This is a genomic window from Curtobacterium sp. P97 (assembly GCF_023712445.1).
Classification (GTDB): Bacteria; Actinomycetota; Actinomycetes; order Actinomycetales; family Microbacteriaceae; genus Curtobacterium.
This window is the reverse complement of the sequence record NZ_JAMAYF010000005.1, coordinates 200,920-222,474: the sequence shown is the minus strand read 5'-3', so window position 1 is coordinate 222,474 and position 21,555 is coordinate 200,920. Positions and strand designations below refer to the sequence as shown.

General features: G+C 72.9%; 19 protein-coding genes. 8 read left to right on the top strand and 11 right to left on the bottom strand.

Annotated features, from left to right (window positions below; translation table 11 throughout):
* Positions 1-49: 49 nt before the first annotated feature.
* Positions 50-1,069, top strand: coding sequence for a non-homologous end-joining DNA ligase (gene ligD, locus M3677_RS07485; protein ID WP_251160154.1), 1,020 nt, complete (start codon positions 50-52; stop codon positions 1,067-1,069).
* 47 nt (positions 1,070-1,116) lie between these two features.
* On the opposite strand, the gene M3677_RS07480 is transcribed toward ligD, so the two are convergent.
* Positions 1,117-1,260 carry a hypothetical protein gene (locus M3677_RS07480; RefSeq protein WP_153257421.1) on the bottom strand — a complete coding sequence of 48 codons (144 nt, stop codon included), beginning with the start codon at positions 1,258-1,260 and terminating at the stop codon, positions 1,117-1,119.
* Between the two features lie 101 nt (positions 1,261-1,361).
* Positions 1,362-2,405, bottom strand: coding sequence for an ATP-dependent DNA ligase (locus M3677_RS07475; RefSeq protein ID WP_251160153.1), 1,044 nt, complete (start codon positions 2,403-2,405; stop codon positions 1,362-1,364).
* Positions 2,406-2,541: 136 nt separating this feature from the next.
* On the opposite strand from M3677_RS07475, the gene M3677_RS07470 reads away from it, so the two are divergent.
* Entirely contained in the window at positions 2,542-3,585 is a 1,044-nt protein-coding gene (locus tag M3677_RS07470) for an MBL fold metallo-hydrolase (protein WP_066653618.1), read from the top strand.
* Between the two features lie 42 nt (positions 3,586-3,627).
* Here M3677_RS07470 and M3677_RS07465 read toward each other — a convergent pair whose 3' ends face one another.
* The 3 genes from M3677_RS07465 to M3677_RS07455 form a co-directional block, all read right to left on the bottom strand.
* The gene (locus tag M3677_RS07465) at positions 3,628-4,260 is read right to left on the bottom strand and encodes an FMN-dependent NADH-azoreductase (protein ID WP_251160152.1); all 633 of its coding nucleotides are present in this window, start codon (positions 4,258-4,260) and stop codon (positions 3,628-3,630) included.
* A gap of 163 nt (positions 4,261-4,423) precedes the next feature.
* A complete protein-coding gene (locus M3677_RS07460) occupies positions 4,424-6,205 on the bottom strand; it encodes a hypothetical protein (protein WP_251160151.1) in 1,782 nt (593 codons plus the stop codon).
* A 162-nt stretch (positions 6,206-6,367) separates the two neighbouring features.
* A complete protein-coding gene (locus tag M3677_RS07455; RefSeq protein WP_251160150.1) occupies positions 6,368-7,270 on the bottom strand; it encodes a LysR family transcriptional regulator in 903 nt (300 codons plus the stop codon).
* 81 nt (positions 7,271-7,351) lie between these two features.
* On the opposite strand from M3677_RS07455, the gene M3677_RS07450 reads away from it, so the two are divergent.
* The 3 genes from M3677_RS07450 to M3677_RS07440 all read left to right on the top strand — a co-directional run bounded on the left by M3677_RS07450 (position 7,352) and on the right by M3677_RS07440 (position 12,156).
* Positions 7,352-10,822: a bifunctional proline dehydrogenase/L-glutamate gamma-semialdehyde dehydrogenase gene (locus tag M3677_RS07450; RefSeq protein WP_251160149.1), complete on the top strand. Its 3,471-nt coding sequence runs from the start codon at positions 7,352-7,354 to the stop codon at positions 10,820-10,822.
* Between the two features lie 360 nt (positions 10,823-11,182).
* On the top strand, positions 11,183-11,641 hold the full coding sequence (locus M3677_RS07445) for a VOC family protein (RefSeq protein WP_251160148.1): 459 nt from the start codon (positions 11,183-11,185) through the stop codon (positions 11,639-11,641).
* Between the two features lie 77 nt (positions 11,642-11,718).
* Positions 11,719-12,156, top strand: a complete 438-nt coding sequence (locus M3677_RS07440; protein ID WP_209683155.1) for a VOC family protein — start codon at positions 11,719-11,721, stop codon at positions 12,154-12,156.
* Between the two features lie 24 nt (positions 12,157-12,180).
* Here the strand turns inward: M3677_RS07440 and M3677_RS07435 are convergent, their stop codons facing one another.
* Positions 12,181-12,801, bottom strand: coding sequence for a QsdR family transcriptional regulator (locus M3677_RS07435; protein ID WP_251160147.1), 621 nt, complete (start codon positions 12,799-12,801; stop codon positions 12,181-12,183).
* Positions 12,802-12,864: 63 nt separating this feature from the next.
* Here M3677_RS07435 and M3677_RS07430 point away from each other — a divergent pair, with 63 nt between their 5' ends.
* Positions 12,865-14,058, top strand: a complete 1,194-nt coding sequence (locus M3677_RS07430; protein WP_066653643.1) for an acyl-CoA dehydrogenase family protein — start codon at positions 12,865-12,867, stop codon at positions 14,056-14,058.
* A gap of 177 nt (positions 14,059-14,235) precedes the next feature.
* Here the strand turns inward: M3677_RS07430 and M3677_RS07425 are convergent, their stop codons facing one another.
* The 3 genes from M3677_RS07425 to M3677_RS07415 all read right to left on the bottom strand — a co-directional run bounded on the left by M3677_RS07425 (position 14,236) and on the right by M3677_RS07415 (position 16,799).
* Complete coding sequence (locus M3677_RS07425; RefSeq protein ID WP_251160146.1) at positions 14,236-15,108, bottom strand: patatin-like phospholipase family protein; 873 nt, start codon at positions 15,106-15,108, stop codon at positions 14,236-14,238.
* A 153-nt stretch (positions 15,109-15,261) separates the two neighbouring features.
* On the bottom strand, positions 15,262-16,290 hold the full coding sequence (locus M3677_RS07420) for an NADPH:quinone reductase (protein WP_251160145.1): 1,029 nt from the start codon (positions 16,288-16,290) through the stop codon (positions 15,262-15,264).
* Between the two features lie 146 nt (positions 16,291-16,436).
* Positions 16,437-16,799: a helix-turn-helix domain-containing protein gene (locus M3677_RS07415; protein WP_066653651.1), complete on the bottom strand. Its 363-nt coding sequence runs from the start codon at positions 16,797-16,799 to the stop codon at positions 16,437-16,439.
* Between the two features lie 90 nt (positions 16,800-16,889).
* Between M3677_RS07415 and M3677_RS07410 the strand changes: the two genes are divergently transcribed.
* Positions 16,890-17,543 (top strand): NAD(P)-dependent oxidoreductase, encoded by a 654-nt coding sequence (locus M3677_RS07410; protein ID WP_066653653.1) that lies wholly within the window; start codon positions 16,890-16,892, stop codon positions 17,541-17,543.
* 357 nt (positions 17,544-17,900) lie between these two features.
* Here M3677_RS07410 and M3677_RS07405 read toward each other — a convergent pair whose 3' ends face one another.
* Positions 17,901-19,223: an MFS transporter gene (locus M3677_RS07405; protein WP_066653656.1), complete on the bottom strand. Its 1,323-nt coding sequence runs from the start codon at positions 19,221-19,223 to the stop codon at positions 17,901-17,903.
* Between the two features lie 141 nt (positions 19,224-19,364).
* Between M3677_RS07405 and M3677_RS07400 the strand changes: the two genes are divergently transcribed.
* Positions 19,365-20,222 (top strand): LysR substrate-binding domain-containing protein, encoded by an 858-nt coding sequence (locus tag M3677_RS07400; RefSeq protein ID WP_066653658.1) that lies wholly within the window; start codon positions 19,365-19,367, stop codon positions 20,220-20,222.
* Positions 20,223-20,225: 3 nt separating this feature from the next.
* Here the strand turns inward: M3677_RS07400 and M3677_RS07395 are convergent, their stop codons facing one another.
* Positions 20,226-21,488, bottom strand: coding sequence for a hypothetical protein (locus M3677_RS07395; protein ID WP_251160144.1), 1,263 nt, complete (start codon positions 21,486-21,488; stop codon positions 20,226-20,228).
* Positions 21,489-21,555 lie beyond the last annotated feature (67 nt).

Sequence of the window (21,555 nt, the reverse complement as noted above, 5' to 3'; positions counted from 1 at the left end):
AGGCCGGGGCCGGGGGCGTCCGGAGCGCCGGCCGTGTACGGTCCGCTGCATGGCGAGCGAGGCGACGACGCTGACGGTCCCGGGTCCGGACGGCGACCGGGAGGTGCGGATCAGCAGCCCGTCCCGCGTGCTCTTCCCCGAGGTCGGCATCACGAAGCTCGACCTCGCCGAGTACCTGGTCGCCGTCGGGGAGCCCTTCGTCCGGGCCAACGGGGACCGACCGATCTCGCTGCAGCGGTTCGGGTCGGGCATCGACGGGGACTCGTTCTTCTCGAAGAACCCGCCGAAGGGTGCTCCCGAGTACGTGCGCGACGTCGTCGTCACCTACCCGAGCGGCCGGTCACACCCGCAGCTCGTGGTCGACGAGCCGGCGGTCGCGGTGTGGGCAGCGCAGATGAACACCGTCGTGTTCCACCCGTGGGCGAGCCGCGCCGAGGACTCCGACCACCCCGACCAGCTGCGCATCGACCTCGACCCGCAGCCGGGCACCGACTTCCACGACACCGTGCCCGTCGCGCACGAGCTCCGGAAGGTGCTCGACGAGGTCGGGCTCACGGCGTGGATCAAGACCAGCGGCAACCGCGGCCTGCACGTGTTCGCACCGATCCGGCCCGAGCACGACTTCCTCGACGTCCGTCACGCGGTGATCGCGGCGGCGCGGGAGCTCGAGCGGCGGATGCCCGACCGTGTGACGACGGCGTGGTGGAAGGAGGAGCGCGGGCAGCGCGTCTTCGTCGACTTCAACCAGGCGAACCGCGACCGCACGATGGCCGGCGCCTACAGCCCGCGAGCCCTGGCACATGCGAGCGTCTCGACGCCGATCACCTGGGACGAGCTCGACAGCGTGGACCCGACGACCCTGACGGTGATCGCCGTCCCGGAACGGCTGCGGACCCTCGGCGATCCGTGGGAGTCGATGCACGCTCAGCCGGGGGACATCGCTCCGTTGCTCGGGTGGTGGGAACGGGACCTGGCGTCCGGGCTCGGCGAGCTGCCGTTCCCGCCCGACTTCCCGAAGATGCCGGGGGAGCCGCCGCGCGTGCAGCCGTCCCGTGCCAAGAAGGCCTGAAGCGCGGAACGGACCGTGCGAGACGGACCGGCCCTGACCGGGCCGGCTCAGGCCGCGGCGACGTCCTCGGCGCGGTGCTCGGGCTTCGCGACCCGGCTGGTGTGCATCGGCAGCGTGACGCTCGCCGTGTGCAGTCGCGTCAGGCGGGACCAGGTGCCTCGGTTGGCGTCGCTGATGCCGTCGATGATCATGTCCCGCTCCCGTCTCCACCGTGCCCCCGGATTCCCGTCCGGAAGTCACTAGTTAGCCTAACTACTGCGAGCATATTGACGCGCGGCGGCCGGTGCAAGCGCTAGGACAACACGTCGCGCAGGTCGTACGCAGATGGGACATCGAGCTGATCGAACCCGCACGACCGGGCGTCGCGGTCGGGTCGCCATCGCTCGAACTGCACCGTGTGCCGGAACCGGTCGCCCTCCATCTGGTCGTACCGCACCTCGAGCACGCGTTCCGGCGCGAGCCGGACGAACGAGGTGTCGCGACCCGACGAGAACCGCGACCGTTCCCCGTCACCGGTGACGGGCCTCCCGTCCGCATCGCGGAGCACGACGGGCTCGAGCTCCTCCACCAACTGCTGCCGCCGGCGGTCGGTGAAGGCGGAGACGCCGCCGACCTGGCGGAGGTCACCGTCCGCGTCGTACAGCCCGACGAGCAGCGAGCCGACGCCGCTGCCGCTCTTGTGCACGCGGTACCCGATCGCGACGACGTCGGCGGTCCGGTGGTGCTTCACCTTGAGCATGGTGCGCTTGTTCGGCTCGTACGCCTTCGCCCGGGGCTTGGCCACGACGCCGTCCAGGCCGGCGCCCTCGAACGTGGTCAGCCAATCGCGGGCGAGGTCGACGTCGAGCGTGGTGCGGGTGACGAACAGCGGGTCGGTCATGCCGTCGGCGAGTGCCTCCAGCCGCTCGCGCCGCTCGTCGAACGGCAGGTCCAGCAGCTCCGTCCCGTCGACGGCGAGCAGGTCGAACGCGACGAACTGTGCTGGGGTCTCGACGCTCAGCGTGCGGATGCGCGACTCCGCCGGGTGGATCCGCTGGGAGAGGGCCTCCCAGTCCAGGTGCTCACTCCCCGGCTCGCCGCTCCGCAGGACCACCTCGCCGTCGAGCACGACGGGGTGGCCGCGTCCGCCGAACTGCGCGCGGAAGGCCTCCACGAGCTCCGGGAAGTACCGGGTGAGCGGCTTCGCCCCGCGGCTGCCGATGGTGACGTCGTCGCCGTCGACCGTCACGATCCCCCGGAAGCCGTCCCACTTCGGCTCGTACCGCAGTCCGCCGCGGACGCTGTCGGGGTCGGGCACGGTGGCGACGGCCTTGGCGAGCATCGGTGCGATCTCCATGTGGCCTGTCTACTCGCGGTCGCTCCGGCGGACGGGAGGCTCGGCTCGGCGCCGTCCGTCCGTCGCGACGCGCACGGGTCCCGACCGGGAGGCGCGGCCCACCCCGGCGCGCGGGCGTCGTCACTATGGTGGTCGCGTGACGACCGTGCCCCCGCCGGCAGCGCCGGCACCGGAACCGATCAGCCCCGTGCAGGCCGCCGCGCTCCGCGACGGCGTCCTGCCGCCCGTCGAGCAGGTGCGCCCCGGCGTCTGGACCCTCGCGGTGCCGTTCCGCGGGGGCGTGCCGGACGCGACCCTGTCCTACGTGGTGGAGGGGACCGACGGGACCCTCGCCGTGATCGACCCCGGCTGGGCGGAGGACGACGAGCTCGCAGTGCTCCGCGCCGGTCTCGCGGCGATCGGGCGCTCGGTCGACCAGGTCGGACTCGTCGTCGTGACGCACCTGCACGCCGACCACCTCGGTGCTGCCGCCGCGCTCCGGCGTGCGAGCGGGGCTCGGATCGCGATGCACCGGCTCGAGGTCGAGGCCCTGCGGCGGGAGCGCGAGGACGCGGCCGCGAACGACGCCGACATCGCCGGGTGGGGGCTGCCCGCGGAGCTGGTCGCCGGCGTGGTCGCCGCGTGGGGGAGCGGACGACGGATCGGCCTCGGTCGCGCCGTCGAGCCCTTCGCGGACCTGCTCGTGGCGGACGGCGACGTGCTGCCGATCCCCGGTCGCGAGGTCCGGGCGCTGTGGACACCGGGGCACACCGCCGGGCACCTGTGCCTCGTCGACGAGGGCGACGGGCTGCTCTTCACCGGCGACCACGTGCTGCCGCGCATCAACTCCGGGATCGGACTCGGCGGCCGGACGACCACGAACCCGCTCGGCGACCTCCTGTCCTCCCTCGCACGGCTCGACGGGTACGGCGACCTCGAGGTCTGTCCGGGGCACGAGTACCGCTTCCGCGACGTCGTCACGCGTGCCCGGACGCTCGCCCGGCACCGAGCGGAGCGTTCGCACCACGTCGCCGCGGCGCTCGACACCCTGACGTCCCCGACCCTGTTCGAGGTCGCCTCGCGCGTGCCGTTCAGCGGGGGGATCGACTCGATGACGGGGTTCCTGCTCGCGAGCGCGCTGACGCAGACGGCCTTCCACGCGGACCTGCTCGGCCGGGCGGACGAGATCCGGCGAGACTGAGATCGGTCCGGCTGACGCCGGTCCGGCTGCCTCCGGTCCGGCTCAGACGACCGTCGCGGCGAGTCGTTCGAGCGTGGTCCGGGCGTCGGCGAACTCGGCCGACGCGTGCTCGGCGAGCGGTGCGAGGTCCGGGATCCGGTCTGCGAGGGTGGCGCTGACGGTCACCGGGTACAGCTTCATGCCGAGCGCCGTCCCGAGGATCAGGTGCAGCACGGGCGAGCCGTGGTCCCAGGTCTCGGTCGGGGAGCCGGCGTCGTAGGTGGCGCCGCGGCTGACGACCGTCACGACCGGCCGACCGGCGAGCGGCTGGACGTCGCCGGCGAGGACCCCGGGCACGTGGACCCGGTCGATCCAGGCCTTGAGGGTCGACGGCACCGTGTAGTTGTACAGCGGCGCCCCGACGACGACGGCGTCCGCGGCGAGGAGCTCGTCGATGACCTCCTGGCGGAGTGCCTCGGCCTCGGGCGCGACGGACTCCTCGGCGGTGCGGTCGGACGCTGCCCAGTGCAGTGCCGAGGTCTCGAGGTGCGGGAGCTGGTCGACGTGCAGGTCCCGACGCACCACCGTGTACTCCGGCCCGCGGGCGCGCCAGGCGTCCGCGAACGCGGCGGTCAGGGCGCGCGAACGCGAGTGGGTGAGGTCGGCGGAGGAGTCGATGTGCAGCAGCGTGGGCATGCGGCCCACGCTACCGACGCGTGCCCCGGTGGGACGGGCAGCCGACGGCCCGTGTCCCCATGGACGTGGAGCGGCCCCGTCGTGTCCGCGAGGGACACGGCGGGGCCGCGGGAGGAGCCTCCCGGCCGGGCCACGGCGTGACCGACCGGCCGGAGGCGTCGTGTCAGCGCTGCGCTCGGCGGCGACGCAACATCCCCGCGCCCAGCAGTCCGGCACCCGCGACGAGCAGGCCGAGCGTCCACGCGACGGGTGCTGACACGTCGGTGCCGGTGTACGCGAGGCGACCGGGCGTCGGACGCGTGATCGGTGCTGCGGCGGCGGGCGTGGTCGGGGTGAGGGCCGGCGCGGCGGTCGGGACGACCTCGACGGCGAACGACGTGCCCTGCATCGACGGTGCCGACACCGTCAGGGTGTGCACCGAGGCATGCGGGAAGGTGACGGAGGCACCGCCACCGTCCTCGTCGTCCAGGCGCTCGATGACGTCGGTCGCGACGTCGGACGTGACCGTCTCGACGACGATCGGGTCGCCGTCCTCGTCGAAGTTCTCGACGTAGTTGCCGAACCGGTCGACCGGCTGTCCGGAGACGAAGAGCGTGCCGTTCTGCTGCACCGTCGGACGGCCGCCGTCCTGGATGTCGATCGCCGACCAGAGATCGTCCTCGTCGAGGTCGATCGTGATCGTCGTGACGTCGCCCCGGGGGCTGATGACCCACAGGACGGGCCGCTGGGTCTCGAGGGTCGCTGCGTCGCCCGTGGTGACCAGGAAACCGGCGGGCTTGCCCGGGGCCACCGTCAGTTCGACGTACTGCGTCGTGGAGACCGTGCCGCTCGTCGCGGTGACGGCGAAGTCGTAGGAGAACGCGAGGTCGGTGGAGCCGCTCAGGACACCGGTCGCCGGGTCGAAGGTGAAGCCCTCCGGCAGCTGGACCTCGGGCCCGGACTCTTCGTCGTCGCCCTCGTCCGCCTGCCAGCCGGAACCGACCGCTCCGAAGGCGTTCCGCTGCGCGTTCGCTGTCGCGTGTTCCTGCGCTCGCTGCTGTCCCTCCGTCGAGACGACGGTGTCGTCGCCGTCCTCGTCGTCCCAGTACCAGTCGAGCCGGTAGCTCGGCGCCGGGAAGCCGTCGGCGTGGAAGGTGTACGAGAACCGCTCGCCGGCAGTGGCGTCGAGGTACTGGGGGTCGTCGACGTCCGCGCCCTCGACGATCGGCTCGCCGGACTCGTCGACGAACACCGGGGCCTGCGTGATCGTCTCGGAGGTCGCGCTCGTCGTGTGGGCGGCCGTACCGTCGGTCGGCGTGCCCGTCACGGTCACGGTGACCCGCTTGCCCGCGAGCGCCTCGTCCAGGGTGAGCGAGTCGACCTTCGCGAGCGTCGCGGCACCGGGCTCGCCGTCGATCGTCCAGACGAACCGGAAGCTGCCGTCCTCGTCGAACCCGGTCGGCTTCGCCTCGAGGGTGTTGCCGGTCCGGGCGTCGCCGACGATGGTGACGGCGGGGGCGTCCTGCTGCGCCTCGGTCGGGGCGTCGGTGGGTGTCGTGTCGACCGTCGGGGAGCCGGACGCCGGGGCCGTGCTGCCGGTGCTGCCCGGCGTGGCGCCGGTGCCGGTGCCGGTGCCGTCGGTGTCGGGCATCGCGCCCGAGGTGTCGGTGCCGGTCTCGGTGCTGCCGTCGGGCGCGGTGCCCGCAGCGGTGTCGTCGCCCGAGCCGGTCGTCGCGTCGGTCCCGGCGGTGGCCTGGCCGCCGTCCGGGTCCTGCGTGCCGGTGCCCTGGCTGCTCGAGGCGGCCTGGTCCCCGCTCGTCGCTACCTGCGAGCTCGACACCTGGTCCGCCGGGGCGGCGGAGGCGGCGGTCGCGGTCATGATGCCGAGGCCGGTCGTGAGACCGACGAGGGCGATGGTCGTGCCGACGGCACAGGCGCGTCGGACGGTGGAGGTGCTGCGGCGCACGTCTTCCCCCTGGTTCGTGTCCGGTCGGGTGCCGGACCTGAGGATCGGCCGAGCATCCTCGACCTGCTCGGATCGTAGGGTGCGCAGGTCTCCGAACGCGCCGTCGATGTGCAGTTGTGACCTGAGTTGGGGGAGTTGCGGGTTCCCGCCAGGCTCCGCAGGTCAGCGGTGCACGGACGCCGCCGCGCGTTCGAGGGCGTCGCGGAGCGCACGGACCGCCGGGGAGGACGACCCTGCGGCGCGGACCACGGTGAAGATCGTCCGTCGCGGACGATCGGGCAGGTCGACGAGCCGGCACGTGGTGGTCCGACCCGTCCACATCAGGTCGGGCATGAGGCTGACGGCGTTCCCGGACTCGACCAGGCGGATCTGGGTCTGCAGGTCGGCGGTCTCGTACCGCACGTCGGGCTCGAAGCCCCACCGGCGGCAGACCTGCTCGGCGAAGTGCCGCGACGCCGTGCCGCGGGGCTCCATCACCCACGGCATCGCCTCGGCGTCCTCGATGGACGACACCGGTGCCAGGGCCGTGTCGACCGGCGGCAGCGCGAGGCGCACCTCGTCCGTCGTCAGGTCCGACCGGTGCAGCCCGGACAGGTGCGGCGCGGTGTGTGCCGGGTACTGCTCGGCGATCACCATGTCGAACTCGCGGGCCCACGTCTCGTGCAGTGCCGTCTCGGGCTCGCCCTGGACCATCTCGATGCGCACGTCCGGGTGCGCGACGGCCATCTCGTGCAGCGCGTTCGGCATGAGGGCGAGGGCGGCCGACTGGAACACCGCCACGCGGACCCGTCCCTGCACCGTGGGGAGCGACGACTCCACCTGCGCCTGCGCCTGGTCGAGCACGTCGAGCACGTGCCCGGCGGCCTGCACGAGCACCTCGGCCTGCGGGGTGAGCTGCAGGCGACGGCCGACCTTGCGGAGCAGGGGTACGCCGGCCTCACGCTCGAGCACGGCGAGCTGTTGCGAAACCGCGGACGGCGTGAAGTTCAGGGCCTCCGCGACGGCTGCCACGGTGCCCCGGATCGAGAGCTCCCGGAGGAGGACGAGACGACGGACGTCGAGCATGCAGACACAGTAGCTGTCCTGCACGGTACGCATCAGCAGGAGTTGCTTCCGCTTACGCTTCTCGAACTCCACACTGAACCCATGACCGACCTCCAGGCACGCGACGCCGAAGCCGCACCGACCCCGCACGACGACCTGGCGGACCAGTCCGTCGCCCTCGTCCGCCAGTGGTTGGCCGAGGCCGAGACCTACCCGGTCGACGGCTCGGCGAAGCAGCTCGCAGGCGTCCTCGCCGACCCGGCCGGGCTCGACTTCGCGGTCGGGTTCGTCGACGGCGTCGTCCGGCCCGAGGACCTCGGGGTGGCCGCCCGGAAGCTCCGGCAGATCGCGCCCGGTGCGCCGGGGTTCCTGCCCGCCGCGCTCCGCGGGCTCGTCCGGCTCGGCGGTGGCATGGCCCCGGTGCTGCCCGGTGTCGTCGTCCCGATCGCGCGGCGGGTGCTCCGCGAGATGGTCGGACACCTCATCGTCGACGCGACCGACGCCAAGCTGGGGCCGGCGATCGCGAAGATCAAGCGCGACGGCGTCCGGCTGAACGTGAACCTGCTCGGCGAGGCGGTGCTCGGTGAGAAGGAGGCCTCGCGCCGGCTCGAGGGCACGCAGCGGCTCCTCGCCCGTGACGACGTCGACTACGTCTCGATCAAGGTCTCGTCGACCGTGCACCCGCACTCGCCGTGGGCGTTCGACCACGCGGTCGAGGACATCATCGCGAAGCTCCGCCCGCTCTTCCGTCGCGCCGTGCAGAGCTCGCCGCGCAAGTTCATCAACCTCGACATGGAGGAGTACAAGGACCTCGACCTGACGATCGCGGTCTTCACGAAGCTCCTCGACGAGCCGGAGTTCACCGACCTCGAAGCCGGCATCGTGCTCCAGGCGTACCTGCCGGACGCGCTCGCCGCGATGCAGCACCTGCAGGAGTGGTCGGCCGCTCGTCGTGCCCGCGGCGGTGCCGACATCAAGGTCCGCCTCGTCAAGGGCGCGAACCTGCCGATGGAGCAGGTCGAGGCCTCGGTGCACGGGTGGCCGCTCGCCACCTGGCACACGAAGCAGGACTCGGACACCAACTACAAGCGCGTGCTCGACTGGGCCCTCACGCCCGAGCGCATCGCGAACGTGCGCGTCGGCGTCGCCGGGCACAACCTGTTCGACGTCGCGCACGCCTGGCTGCTCGCCGGGGAGCGCGGCGTCCGTGACGGCATCGAGTTCGAGATGCTGCTCGGCATGGCGCAGGGGCAGGCCGAGGCGGTCCGTCGCACGGTCGGCTCGCTGCTGCTCTACACGCCGGTCGTCCACCCGGGCGAGTTCGACGTGGCGATCGCCTACCTGATCCGACGGCTCGAGGAAGGCGCGTCGCAGGAGAACTTCATGTCGGCGGTCTTCTCGCTGGCGTCGTCGCCCGCGCTCTTCGCCCGCGAGGAAGCCCGGTTCCGCGACTCCCTGGCCCCGCTCTCGCAGCCCGGTGGCCTGGACGCCCCGGCGCCGCACCGCGTCGGCGACCGGTACGCGGCGGTCGAGCGCCCCCGCCCCGGTCACTTCGAGAACACGCCGGACAGCGACCCGTCGGTCGCGACGGTCCGCGAGTGGGGTGCGGCCATCACGTCGCGCGTCGCCACGTCGACGCTCGGGGAACGTGCCGTCCAGGAGGCCCGGCTCACCTCCGCCGAGCAGCTCGAGACCGTCCTGGGTCGCGTCCGCGCCGCCGGGACCGAGTGGGGCTCGTGGTCCGGTGCTGCGCGCGGCGCGGTGCTCCACGCCGTCGGCGACGCGCTGGAGGCGAACCGCGCCGCCCTCGTCGAGGTCATGGCGGCCGAGGCCGGCAAGACGATCGACCAGGCCGACGTCGAGGTGTCCGAGGCGATCGACTTCGCGCACTTCTACGGCGAGCTCGCCGCGCAGCTCGACGACGTCGACGGCGCGTCCTTCTCGCCGGCCGCGCTGACGCTGGTCACGCCGCCGTGGAACTTCCCCGTCGCGATCCCGGCCGGCTCGACCCTGGCGGCCCTCGCTGCCGGGTCGGCCGTCGTGCTGAAGCCCGCGCCCCCGGCCGAGCGCTGCGGTGCCGTGCTGGCGACGGTCATCGAGACCGCGCTCGACGCCCACGGCGTCCCGGCCGACGTGCTCGCCTTCGTCCAGGTGGCCGAGGACGACCTCGGCAAGCAGCTCGTCGCTGCTCCCCAGGTCGACCGGGTGATCCTCACCGGCGCGTACGAGACGGCCGAGTTGTTCCGGTCGTTCCGTCCGGACCTGCCGCTGCTCGCGGAGACGTCGGGCAAGAACGCGATCATCGTCACCCCGTCCGCCGACCTCGACCTCGCGGTCAAGGACGTCGTCGCCTCCGCCTTCGGGCACGCCGGGCAGAAGTGCTCCGCCGCCTCGCTCGTGGTGCTCGTCGGGTCCGTCGCGTCGTCGCGCCGCTTCCGCTCGCAGCTCCTCGACGCCGTGTCCTCGCTCACCGTCGGGTACCCGACCGACCCGACGACGCAGATGGGGCCGATCATCGAGCCCGCCGCCGGCAAGCTGCTCGAGGGTCTGACGAGGCTCGGCTCGGGGGAGTCGTGGGCGGTCGCACCGAAGCGCCTCGACGACACCGGCAAGCTGTGGAGCCCCGGTGTCCGCGACGGCGTCCGGCGTGGTTCGGCGTTCCACCGCACCGAGTACTTCGGCCCGATCCTCGGCATCATGACCGCGAAGACCCTCGACGAGGCGATCGACATCGTGAACGAGGTCGACTACGGCCTGACCTCGGGACTGCACTCGCTCGACGCGTCCGAGATCGGCACGTGGCTCGACCGGATCGAGGCGGGCAACCTCTACGTGAACCGCGGGATCACCGGTGCCATCGTGCGGCGGCAGCCCTTCGGCGGGTGGAAGAAGTCCGCCGTCGGAGCCGGCACCAAGGCGGGCGGGCTGAACTACCTGCTCGGGCTCGGTTCGTGGTCGCCGGTACCGGCGTCGGCCGGTGGGGCGACGTCCGCCCCCGTGCGCTCGTTCCTCAGCGCAGCCGGGGTCACGTCGGAGTCGCTCGAGCGGGCCGCCGCGTCCGACGAGCAGGCCTGGTCGTCGCTCTTCGGTGCAGCGGTCGACGTCTCGGCGCTCTCGGCCGAGCGGAACATCGCGCGGTACCTGCCGTACCCCGGAGTCCACGTCCGCCTGGCGTCGGCGGAGGAGCCCGCGGTCGCCGACCTCGTGCGTGTCGTGGCCGCGGCGGTCCGCGCCGGGACGACGATCGACGTCTCGTCGGTGGCCGCGCTGCCGTCGGTCGTCGCATCGGCCGTCCGCGCCCTCCCGAACGTCCGGTCCGTCGCCGAGGGGCAGTCCGACGAGGCCTTCGCGAAGCGCGTCGAGCGTGGCGAGTCCACCCGCGTGCGGCTCGTCGGCGGCGACACCGCGGCGCTGACGACCGCGATCGGTGGCCGTCCGGACGTCGCCGTGTACGGGGAGCCCGTGACCGAGGCCGGGCGGATCGAGCTGCTCCCGTTCCTCCGCGAGCAGGCGGTGTCGATCACGGCGCACCGCTTCGGCACACCGAACCACCTCACCGACGCGCTGATCTGACCGGCGTCGGGCGGCTCGACCGGGCCGCCCGACGCGCGGGCGGCCGGAGTCGAACCACGGAAGCGACATCGAACCAGCACCGCGCGCTGGTTCGATGTCGCATTCGTGGTTCGATCCGTGAGGCGGTCCGTGCGCCTTCCGGACCGTCGGACGCGTGGGGGACGGTACGCCGTACCGTCTGGCAGCCGCGCTGCGTACCGTCGATCGCATGTGCGAGTCCGTCCAGTGCCCGGTGTGCGGCAAGACCTCGTGGACCGGCTGCGGCGACCACGTGCGCGATGTCTTCCGAGGCGTCCGACGTCGAGATCGCTGCACGGGCCACGGGCTCCCTCGGCACGTCCTCGACACCGCGGGCTTCCGGTGAGGACGGCCGACGGCGGCATCGTCGATCCGCAGGGGTTCGCGCACGTCCGGTTGACCGTGACGGACATCCGACGGAGCAAGGCGTTCTACGCACAGCTGTTCGGCACGGCCCCCGGGAGCGACTTCAGCGACGAGATCGACGACCCCACGATCCACGACGACCCCTGGCGGACGTACGGCGGGTGCTCGTTCACGTTCCACGGGCAGACGCTCGGGCTCCGACCGGTCGCTTCCGCGGGCGACCGCTTCGACCCCGACCGGGTGGGCCTCGACCACCTCAGCCTCCGGGTCCGGTCCGTGGACGACCTCCACCGCGCCGTCGAACGGCTCGACGCGGCGGGCATCGTGCACGGGGCGGTGACGGACCTCGAACCGTTCGGACTCGTCATCCTGTCGCTGCAGGACCCGGACGACATCAACCTGGAGCTCGCGGCGCCGCGACCGTCGGACGCCTGACCGACCGGGTGCGCCGGGCTGGCCGGTAGCCGCACGCTGCCCGGTGTCGCTCAGCCCTCCGGCGTTGGCTCGGGTGCATGAGCGAACAGATCGTCAAGCCCCTCGGCCTCGCCCACGTGCGGGTCACCGTCACCGACATCCACCGCAGCAAGGCCTTCTACGAGCAGCTGCTCGGTACGGCACCGGCGATGGACTTCAGCGAGCACGCCGACGAGCCCGGCATCACCGAGGACCGTGAGCGGCTCTACGGCGGCGCGATCTTCCCGGTCGGCGACCAGCTCTTCGGGCTGCGCCCGGTCGCGCCGAGCGGACAGCGCTTCGACCCGGACACCGTCGGCCTCGACCACGTGAGCTTCGTCGTGGGTTCCGTCGACGAACTGCACGCTGCTGCCGAACGCCTCGACGCCGCCGGCATCGAGCACGGCGAGGTCACCGACCTCGGGGACGCCGGCATGGTCATCCTCTCGGTGCAGGACCCGGACGACATCAACCTGGAGCTCGCCGCGCAGAAGTGACCGGACGGCGACGGGCCCCGGCCGTCACGGGCGGAGGATGTACGCGAACGTCGTCCTCGCCCGGACGGGATCGGGGTCGTCGCCGGAGATCAGGTCCGCGTAGGTGAACGACTCCGACACGCGGACCAGCAGCCGTGCGAGCTCCTCCGCGGACAGCGGCGCCGGGTCGAACGCCCCGGCCTCCTGTTCCGTCGCGATGACGGAGGTCACGACGGCGACGAACCGGCGCTGCACGTCGCTGTCGGTCGTCGTGAGCAGGCGCAGGGCGCGGCTCGGTTCGCGGGTCAGGAAGGCGCGGAAGTACGGCGCGCGGATGAGGTCCGCCGTGAAGTGGTCGAGCACGTCGACGATCCGCGCCGCGCCGGACGGGGCCGCCGCCCGCCCCGCGGCGTCCAACGTCGGTACGGCGAGCGACCACAGGATCTCCGAGAGCAGCTGGTCGCGGTTGCCGACCCACCGGAACAGCGAGGTGCGGTCGACACCGAGCGACGACGCGAGCGAGCCCATGTCGATGCGCGCCCCGTCGATGAACGCGCGTCGTGCGGAACGGAACGCGCGTCGGGCGTCGCCGTGGGCCTCCAGTCTGGCGGCCAGCGCGCTCGGGACGAGCGTCGACCCGAGCGTGCCGAGTGGTTCGTTCCTCACCGTTCCCCCTGAGTGCCGATGCCGGTCTTGCAACGTTTTCGAGAATGATGCATCGTTGGTGTCATGTCAACGTCGATCACCGACACGCCCCTGCTCGAGTCCGACTTCTACCGGTTCCAGGAGGGGCTCACGGCCCGTGAGCGGGAGTCGCTCGGGCAGCTGCGTGCGTACCTCGAGGCCGAGGTCCGTCCGATCGCCGACCAGTACTGGGCCCGTGCGGAGTTCCCGGTGCAGACCATCGCGCCGCTCGCCGAGCTCGGCATGTACGGCCCGGGCATCCCGCTCGTGCGGCACTTCGAGAACTCGGCCGTGTACCGCGGTTGGGCGGCGCTCGAACTCGGTCGCATCGACGCCGGCGTCTCCACGTTCATCGGGGTGCAGTCCGGCCTCGCGATGAACTCGATCGCCGTCGGCGGCAGCGACGAGCAGCAGCAGGAGTGGCTGCCGCGGATGGCTCGCGGCGAGGTCGTCGGCGCGTTCGGGTTGACCGAGCCGCTGTCGGGCAGTGACTCGGCGCGCGGGCTCCGCACCACGGCGCGGCGCGAGGGCGACACCTGGGTGCTGGACGGCGAGAAGCGGTGGATCGGCAACGCGACCTTCGCGGACGTCGTCGTGATCTGGGCGAAGGACGTCGCCGACCAGCAGGTCAAGGGCTTCCTCGTCACCACGGACACGCCGGGCTTCACCGCCACCAAGATCGAGGACAAGATCGCGCTGCGCACCGTGCAGAACGCCGACATCGTGCTCGACGGCGTCCGGGTGCCCGAGTCGCGCCGACTCCAGCGCGCGGACTCGTTCCGCACCACGGCGGCGGTGCTCCGGCTCACCCGTACGGAGGTCGCCTGGCAGGCCGTCGGCATCGCGATCGGTGCCTACGAGGCAGCGCTCGCCTACGCCCGCGAGCGCGTGCAGTTCGGCAAGCCGATCGCCGCGCACCAGATGGTGCAGGACCTGCTCGTGCGGTCCCTGATGAACATCACCGCGTCGATCGCGCTGTGCACGCAGGCCTCGGCGATGCAGGACCAGGGGATCGGCGGCGACGAGCACTCCGCGATGGCGAAGGCGTTCGCGACGGCGAAGATGCGCGAGACCGTCGGCTGGTGCCGCGAGGTCCAGGGCGGCAACGGCATCGTCCTCGACAAGGGTGTCGCGCGGTTCTTCTCCGACGCCGAGGCGATCTACTCGTACGAGGGGACGCGCGAGGTGAACACCCTCATCGTGGGCCGGGCGATCACGGGCGAGGCCGCGTTCGTCTGACGGCTGCCGCCCGTCCTCGCGACGTTGCACGCGTCGATCGACGCGTGCAACGTCGGAGCATGCGACCGCACCTGGTGCGTGTGCATCGTGCGACACCGCACCCGTCGATCGACGCGTGTGGTGTCGGGAACGGCGCGCTCGAGACCTGACGGGCACCGCGCCGGCGACCGCCGACGGCTACGCCCAGAACGCCGCGATCGCCTCCGCCGCCGCCTCGCCCTGCCGTCGACCCTCGGTCGCCGAGGGCGCCTGCGTCGACAGCGACAACGAGTTCTCGCCGAACGCGTGCTGCGCCCCGCTGTCCGCCACGATCGTCTCGACCGAGCTGCCGCCGGCCCGCAGGGACTCCACCGCCAGGTCGAGCCACGGCCCGAGCGGCGACGGTCCCTCCGGCCCGCACGCGACGACGAGCACGCGCTCGTACCCGGCGGCGACGTCCGCGTTGGTGGCCGAGCGGAGCCCACCGTCGTAGTGCGGGACGCCGTCGATGTGCACGGGGGACCACACGAACGGCACGGAGCAGCTCGCGGCCACGGCGCGGGGGAGCGGCACGCCCGACTCCGCGGTCAGCACCCGGAACGCCCCGTCGAGGGCGTCGATCGTGGTCAGTGCGAGTCGCTTCTCCGGCCAGTCGGTCGACGGCAGCGTCTCGGCGAAGGTCGCGGTGCGCTCGTCGTCGGATTGCCCGGTGACGACCTGCTGCGCCACGGCACCGAGCCGCGCACGGGCGTCCTGCTCCGAGGTCGCGCCCGCGAGCACCTGCAGCAGGCGGTCCTGGAAGTCCTCGCCGGCGATCCGCTCCGGCTCGACGTAGGTGCTCGGCAGCGGCGCGTGCTGCTGCTCGTACGCCTGGGCCACGGCGCCGGCGCGGACGAACGACCCGACGACGCTGCCGGCGCTCGTCCCGACGACGAGGTCCGCTGCATCGAGGTCGACCCCGGCGTCCTGCAGGGCGGAGAGGACCCCGACCTCCCACGCGATGCCGGCGACGCCGCCACCCCCGAGGACGAGTGCTCTGGTTCCGGGCGCGGGCGTCGAGACGTCGGTCATGGGTCCTGTGTACCAGGTGGGCGCGGGACGGCCGGGAGGCGCGGGGCGGATCCGCCCCGCGCCTCCCGGCCGTCACCGGGTCGCCTCGGTGACGCGGCGTCCGGACGCGGGTCGCGCCTCCCGTCCGTCACCCGGTCGCGTCGGTGACCGGTCCTACTCGGACGCGACGTCGATCAGGACCTTGCCGACCGCGTCGCCCTCGACGGCGTCGTGCGCGGCCGCGGTGTCCTCGAGCGCGAAGCGCGTCAGGGGGAGGCCGGCGTCCTCGCCGACGGGCAGGACGTCGGCGCGCAGCGCGGCGGTGACGTCCTCGGCGGCGGCGGCCAGGGCTCGGTCGCCGATCGTGTACAGCAGCAGGAACTGGTAGCGCGCGTTGACCGACATGTTCGGACGGATCGGCAGCGTCGCGTCGTCGCCACCGTTGTTCGCGTAGATCGACACGACGCCGTGGTTCGCCAGGACGTCGGCGACGAGCTGGGCGTTCTGCGGGATCGAGACCTCCACGACGATGTCGACGCCGTCCGGGGCGATCTCGTGGATGCGCGCGGCGGCGTCCTCGTCGCGGTAGTTCACGGTGTGGTGCGCGCCGGCGGCGGTCGCCAGGGCAGCCTTCTCGTCGGAACTGATCGTGCTGATCACGGTCGCGCCGGCCCACCGGGCGAGCTGGATCGCGGCGTGCCCCACCGCCCCGGCGCCACCGGCGACCAGGACCGTGCGGCCCTCGAGCGCACCGGGGGTCAGGCGGTCCGGACCGTCCTCGTGGGTGGTGAGTGCGCGGTGGGCGGTCATCGCCGGGACACCGAGCGAGGCACCGACGTCGAAGCTCGTGCCCTCGGGCAGCACGACCGCGCGCTCTGCCGGGACGACGGTGTACTCCTGCGCGGTGCCGGTGGGACGGCTGGCGGCTGCCATGTACAGCCACACGCGGTCGCCCTCGTGCAGGGTCTCGACGCCCTCGCCGACGGCGTCGACCACGCCGGCACCGTCCTGGTTCGGGGTGATCTCGGGGAAGGGCAGGCCGTCGCCGTAGGTACCGCCGGCGCGGGCCTTCCAGTCGGTGGGGTTCACACCGGAGACGACCACGCGGACGCGGACCTCGCCGGGGCCGGGCTGGGGGACCTCCCGCTCGACCAGGTCGAGGACGCTGCTGTCACCGGGCTTCGTGTAGACGATCGATCGCATGTGTCCAGGCAACCACCGCCGGTTCCCGAGTCTTCCTGCGGACGGTCAGCGGCGGTCGGCCGCGCGTGTCCGCGGCGCCGCGTGACGCCGCACCGGTGCCGTGCGGGTCCCGGTGCTGCGCGGTACAGCGCCACACGGCGACGCGCTCAGCGCCCGTCGTACACGTCGCGCGAGTCCTGCACGTCCGCCATGTGCGACGTCGCCCAGTCCTCGAGCGGCGCCAGCACCGCGCGCAGCGAGCGACCCCGCTCGGTGAGCTCGTACTCCACCCGCGGCGGGATCTCGGGGAAGACCGTGCGTGTCACCAGTCCGTCCCGCTCGAGCGCGCGCAGCGTCTGCGTGAGCATCTTCTGCGACACCCCCTGCACCCGGTTCGCGACGGCGGAGTAGCGCTGCGGTCCGTCGACGAGCGACCCGATCACCAGCACGCTCCACCGGTCGCCGATGCGGTCGAGCAGCTGCCGCGAGGGGCAGTCCGCCGCGTAGGGGCTGTACTCGAGTGCTGACATCCCGACCTCCGTTACGCACTGTGAGGTGCCTACTTCCCAGAAGAGAGTAACGCGAGTACCGTCGGTCGCACCAGTCACGGAAGGACTCTCATGACCAACATCGTCGTCTTCGGCGGCACCGGGTACGCCGGCTCCGCCATCGTCCGCGAGGCCCTGTCCCGCGGTCTCGCCGTCACCGCCGTCGCTCGCGACACCTCCAAGCTCGACGCCGCCGAGGGGCTCACCCTCGCGCAGGGCGATGCCTTCGACCCGTCGTTCGTGGCGGACGTCACGAAGGACGCCGACGTCGTCGTGGTCTCGCTGCACGCGGTCCAGGCGGACGGCAGTGAGTTGAAGGACAAGTTCCAGCACTTCGTCGACGCAGCGGCTGCTGCCGGCGCCCGGCTCGGCATCGTCGGTGGTGCGGGTTCGCTGCTCGTCGCCGAGGGCGGTCCGGCGCTCTACGAGACCGCCGAGTTCCCCGACGCCTTCAAGGGCGAGGCGAAGAGCCACGGTGAGATCCTCGACCGCCTGCGCTCTGGTGGGTACACCGGCGACGTCGACTGGTTCTACGTGAGCCCGGCCGCGGCCTTCGGCGGGTACAACCCCGGCGAGCGTCGGGGCACCTACCGCACCACGGACGACCTGCTCCTCACCGACGCCGAGGGCAACTCGGACATCTCCGGTGCGGACTACGCGATCGCGATCGTCGACGAGATCGAGCACCCGGCGCACCACCGCGCGCGGTTCGGCGTCGCGTACTGACGCGAGCGGCCGGCGCGACCCGCTGACGGGCGGGAGGCACGGTGCGGGGTCGCACCGTGCCTCCCGTCCGTCGCGTGGTGCGGCGTGCTCCCGCACAACGGAACGCACGTCGCGCCGTGTGTTCCCGTGGCGCGACGTGCTTCCGGTTGTGCCGCGCCCCTGCGCGTGTTCCGTTGCCGGACGGGAGGCGCGGTGCGGGGTCGGCCCGTGCCTCCCGTCCGCTACGTGGTGCGGCGTGCTGCTGCACAACGGAACGCACGTCGCGCCGTGTGTTCCCGTGGCGCGACGTGCTTTCGGTTGTGCTCCAGCGCCGCGCGCCGCGCGCCGCGACCCCGCAGCCGCGCCGCGCGCCGCGCGCTACCGCGCCTCGATCGCGGGCAGCGGCACGTGGTGCCGCATCCGCACCGCCAGGTGCAGCCCGCCCCGCCGTGCGAGCACGACGCCGGCGACGACCGCCGCCACCGCGGGGACGCCCCCGGCGACCACCATGCCGACGTGCGCGCCGAAGTGGTCGACGACCTGCCCCATGACCGGCCCGCCCACGGCCTGGCCGCCGAGCAGCACGAGCACGTAGAGCGACATCACCCGGCCTCGGATCGCGACGTTCGACGACAGCTGCACGAGCGAGTTCGACGCCGTCATGAACAGCAGTTGTGACATCCCGACCGCGACGAGCGCCACGGTGAACGGCGCGATCACCGGGATCGAGCCGCTCACGACGAGCAGCACGCCCGTCCAGAACACCCCGCCGACGATCGTCCGCAGCCGCACGGTCGCGCGCCTGGTCGAGAGCAGCGCCCCGGCCAGGGCTCCGACCGCGACCGCGGAGTTGAACACCCCGTAGCCGCCCGCGCCCACGTCGTAGACCTCGGACGCGAAGGCCGAGAGCAGCACCGGCATCGTCAGGGCGAACACCGAGAAGAACGCCATGAGCACGACCGGCACCAGGATCGTCGGCTTCCGGACGGCGTAGCGCAGGCCCTCGACGAGCTGTCCCTTGGCGCGCGGCATCGGCGGGGTCCGGTGGAGCTCCGAGGTCCGGAGGAACCCGAGCGTCACGACCACGGCGACGCACGCGATCGCGTTCACCCCGAACGACCACCCCGCCCCGACGGCGACGAGCAGCGCTCCGGACAGCGCGGGCCCGATCATCCCGCCGAGCTGGAACACGCTCGAGTTGACGCTGATCGCGTTCCGCAGGTGCTGGTGCCCGACGATCTCGGTGACGAAGACCTGCCGCGCGGGGTTGTCGATGACGGTGACCATCCCGACCAGGAACGCGATGACCCAGATGTGCCACGCCTCGACCACGCCGGTGAGGGTCAGGACGGCGAGCAGTGCGGAGAGCACCGCGAAGGCGCCCTGGGTGAGCATCATGAGCGCGCGCTTCGAGAACCGGTCGACGAGCACCCCGCCCCAGAGCCCGAAGAACAGCATCGGCGCGAACTGGCACGCGACGGTGATGCCGACCTGCGCGACGGAGCCGGTGAGCTGCAGGACGAGCCAGTCCTGCGCGATCCGCTGCATCCAGCCCGCGGTCATCGCCACGAGGTTGGTCGCGGTGAACAGTCGGAAGTTGGGGACCGACAGGGCGATGAGGGTGTGCCGCCACGGTGGACGCTCGGCCTGGATCGGGAGTGGTTCGGTGGGTGGAGGGAGGGTCGTCGATGACGCACTCACGGTGGTGGGGCTCCGGATCGTCGGGGATGGAGTCGGTACCCGTTCGAAACTACGTGGCGCGGGCCCATTCGACACCCCTATGGTGGCTATCACTCCATTGCGATGTCGAATGGCGGCGGCCCGTCCGCCGGAGGAGGTCACGTGCTCGACCCGGTGCTGCTCCGCACGTTCCTCGCCGTCGCCGAGACCGGCAGCTTCACGCTCGCCGGGCAGCGCCTCGGCATCAGCCAGCCGACCGTCTCGCAGCACGTGCGTCGGCTCGAGACCGCGGTGGCGAGGACCCTCGTGGCCCGGGACACCCGCGGGGTGGCGCTCACCGACAACGGCGACGCGATGGCCGGGTTCGCCCGCTCGATCCTCGCCGCGCACGCGACCGCCGACGCCTACTTCTCCGGGGCCGCGACCCGCGGCCGGCTCCGCTTCGGTGCGGCGGACGACCTCGCGATCACCCAGCTGCCGCGCATCCTGCGGGACTTCCGCCGGCTGCACCCGCAGGTGAACCTCGAGCTGACGGTGAACCAGTCCGCGCCGCTCCTCCGCCGGGTGCACGCGGGTCAGCTCGACCTCGTGTTCATCAAGCAGACCGCGGGGGAGTCCGCCGAGGGCACCCGCGTCGCGACCGACCAGATGGTGTGGATGGCGCAGGACGGCATCGCGCTCGAAGCCGACGAGCCCGTCCCGCTGATCGCGTACCAGGCGCCGAGCATCAGCCGGCAGATGGCGATCGACGCCCTCGAGTCCGCCGGGCGCACCTGGCGGATCACCTGCAACACCCGTGACGTGAACGGCGTGCTCGCGGCGGTCCGGGCGGGCATCGGGGTCGCGGTGTTCCCGCACTCGCTGATCCCGGCCGACCTCGTGAAGGTGTCGCAGCGGCTCTCGCTGCCCGACCTGCCCGCCGTCGACTACGTGCTCATCGCGAACCCGACCGTGCAGCGCGAGCCGATCGACGCCCTGACGAGCGCGATCCTGTCCCGCGGGGTCGTCCGCGCCGTCTGAGCGCTACGGCGCGAGGGTCGGCGTCGTCCCCGTGCCGGTGAGGTCGGGCAGCGTCACGCCGGCGGGTGCCAGCAGCGCCGCGGCGACCGCCCAGAGGAGCACGAGCGCGCCGACACCGCCGAGCACCGCCCCGAGGAGCGCCACCGGTCGCTGCCACGTCGCCGCGGGGGTCCGGAGGGCCGTCACCGACAGCGCGAGTGCGAGCACTCCGAGGACCAGTCCGGTCGCGTGCACCGTCGCCGGCGCCGTGAACCACCAGGCGGCGAGGGCGAGGGCGGCGACACCGGTCACGGCGCCGAGCACGGCTGCCGGGGTCGCCCCGATCGCGGTGCGGCTGCGGTCGCGGGACGCCCGACGGTCGGCCTGGAGGCCCTGCTCACCGTCGTCGTGCCCGCCCACCTCGGCGTCGGTGCCGGTGCGAGCCGCGGCCGATCCCGACCGGCGACCCCGCCGGTAGGGCGCGGACACACCGCCGGCGACCGGGGCACCGGCTGCCGACGGCCCGGCCACTGCCGTGGGTGCGGCAGCCGCTGCCGTGGGCACGGCGGCCTCCGGCGTGGACACGGCCGCGGGTCCGCCCGGGAAGACCGACGGTGCCTGGACGGTGGGCGCGGCGGGCGCTGCGATGACGGCGTCGAAGCCGGACGGCGCAGGGTCGACGACGGTCGGCCGCGGTGCCTGCTGCCGGGCGAAGCGCGCCGGCGTGCGGTACCCGATCGGTCCGGAGGGCTCGGGTTCCGCGCCCTCGACCAGGACGTGCTCGAGTCCGGGGACCGAGAAGCGGGGCTGTCCGACGACGGGGGCGGCGGGAGCGGGGGGCTGCACCGGTGCCGGGGCGTGGGCGCTGTGCGTCGGGTCGACCGGCGGAGTGAGGGGGCCGCCCGACTCGGCGGCGTCGACGGGGGACACCGGCAGGGGTGCGGTGTCGAACGGCGGCACCTGCACCGCGGGCGAGGTCGGGGCCGGCGGGAGCAGGTGCTCCTGCGGCGGGTAGTCGGGCACGACGACGTCGACGGCGGGCAGCACGTCGGTCGGGTCCTGCGGCAGCGTCGGACCCGCCGCACCCGGCGTCCCGGGGGCGACCACGGGGACGGCCGCGACCGCGTCGAGGACGGGTGCCTGCGGAGCGGGGGCGCGTGGTGCCTCCCGGCCGACTGCGGTGTCCTCGGGGGGTGCGACGACCCACGCAGGGACCGCTCGACGCGGCCGGTCTCGGTCCGGCATGCGGTGCGACGCCACTCGTGCTCCCTCGCTCTTCTGATCCATCGTCATTTCTATCCGCGTGCATGGACCGCTGCGCAGCCCCAGTTCCGGGGTCGCGCAGTCCACTTCG

Coding starts and splice junctions, on each gene's coding strand:
- M3677_RS07430 (WP_066653643.1), top strand. CDS start 12,865: ATGTCAACGTCGATCACCGACACGCCCCTGCTCGAGTCCGACTTCTAC.
- ligD (WP_251160154.1), top strand. CDS start 50: ATGGCGAGCGAGGCGACGACGCTGACGGTCCCGGGTCCGGACGGCGAC.
- M3677_RS07455 (WP_251160150.1), bottom strand. CDS start 7,270: ATGCTCGACGTCCGTCGTCTCGTCCTCCTCCGGGAGCTCTCGATCCGG.
- M3677_RS07475 (WP_251160153.1), bottom strand. CDS start 2,405: ATGGAGATCGCACCGATGCTCGCCAAGGCCGTCGCCACCGTGCCCGAC.
- M3677_RS07395 (WP_251160144.1), bottom strand. CDS start 21,488: ATGGATCAGAAGAGCGAGGGAGCACGAGTGGCGTCGCACCGCATGCCG.
- M3677_RS07440 (WP_209683155.1), top strand. CDS start 11,719: ATGAGCGAACAGATCGTCAAGCCCCTCGGCCTCGCCCACGTGCGGGTC.
- M3677_RS07425 (WP_251160146.1), bottom strand. CDS start 15,108: ATGACCGACGTCTCGACGCCCGCGCCCGGAACCAGAGCACTCGTCCTC.
- M3677_RS07480 (WP_153257421.1), bottom strand. CDS start 1,260: ATGATCATCGACGGCATCAGCGACGCCAACCGAGGCACCTGGTCCCGC.
- M3677_RS07415 (WP_066653651.1), bottom strand. CDS start 16,799: ATGTCAGCACTCGAGTACAGCCCCTACGCGGCGGACTGCCCCTCGCGG.
- M3677_RS07410 (WP_066653653.1), top strand. CDS start 16,890: ATGACCAACATCGTCGTCTTCGGCGGCACCGGGTACGCCGGCTCCGCC.
- M3677_RS07465 (WP_251160152.1), bottom strand. CDS start 4,260: ATGCCCACGCTGCTGCACATCGACTCCTCCGCCGACCTCACCCACTCG.
- M3677_RS07420 (WP_251160145.1), bottom strand. CDS start 16,290: ATGCGATCGATCGTCTACACGAAGCCCGGTGACAGCAGCGTCCTCGAC.
- M3677_RS07450 (WP_251160149.1), top strand. CDS start 7,352: ATGACCGACCTCCAGGCACGCGACGCCGAAGCCGCACCGACCCCGCAC.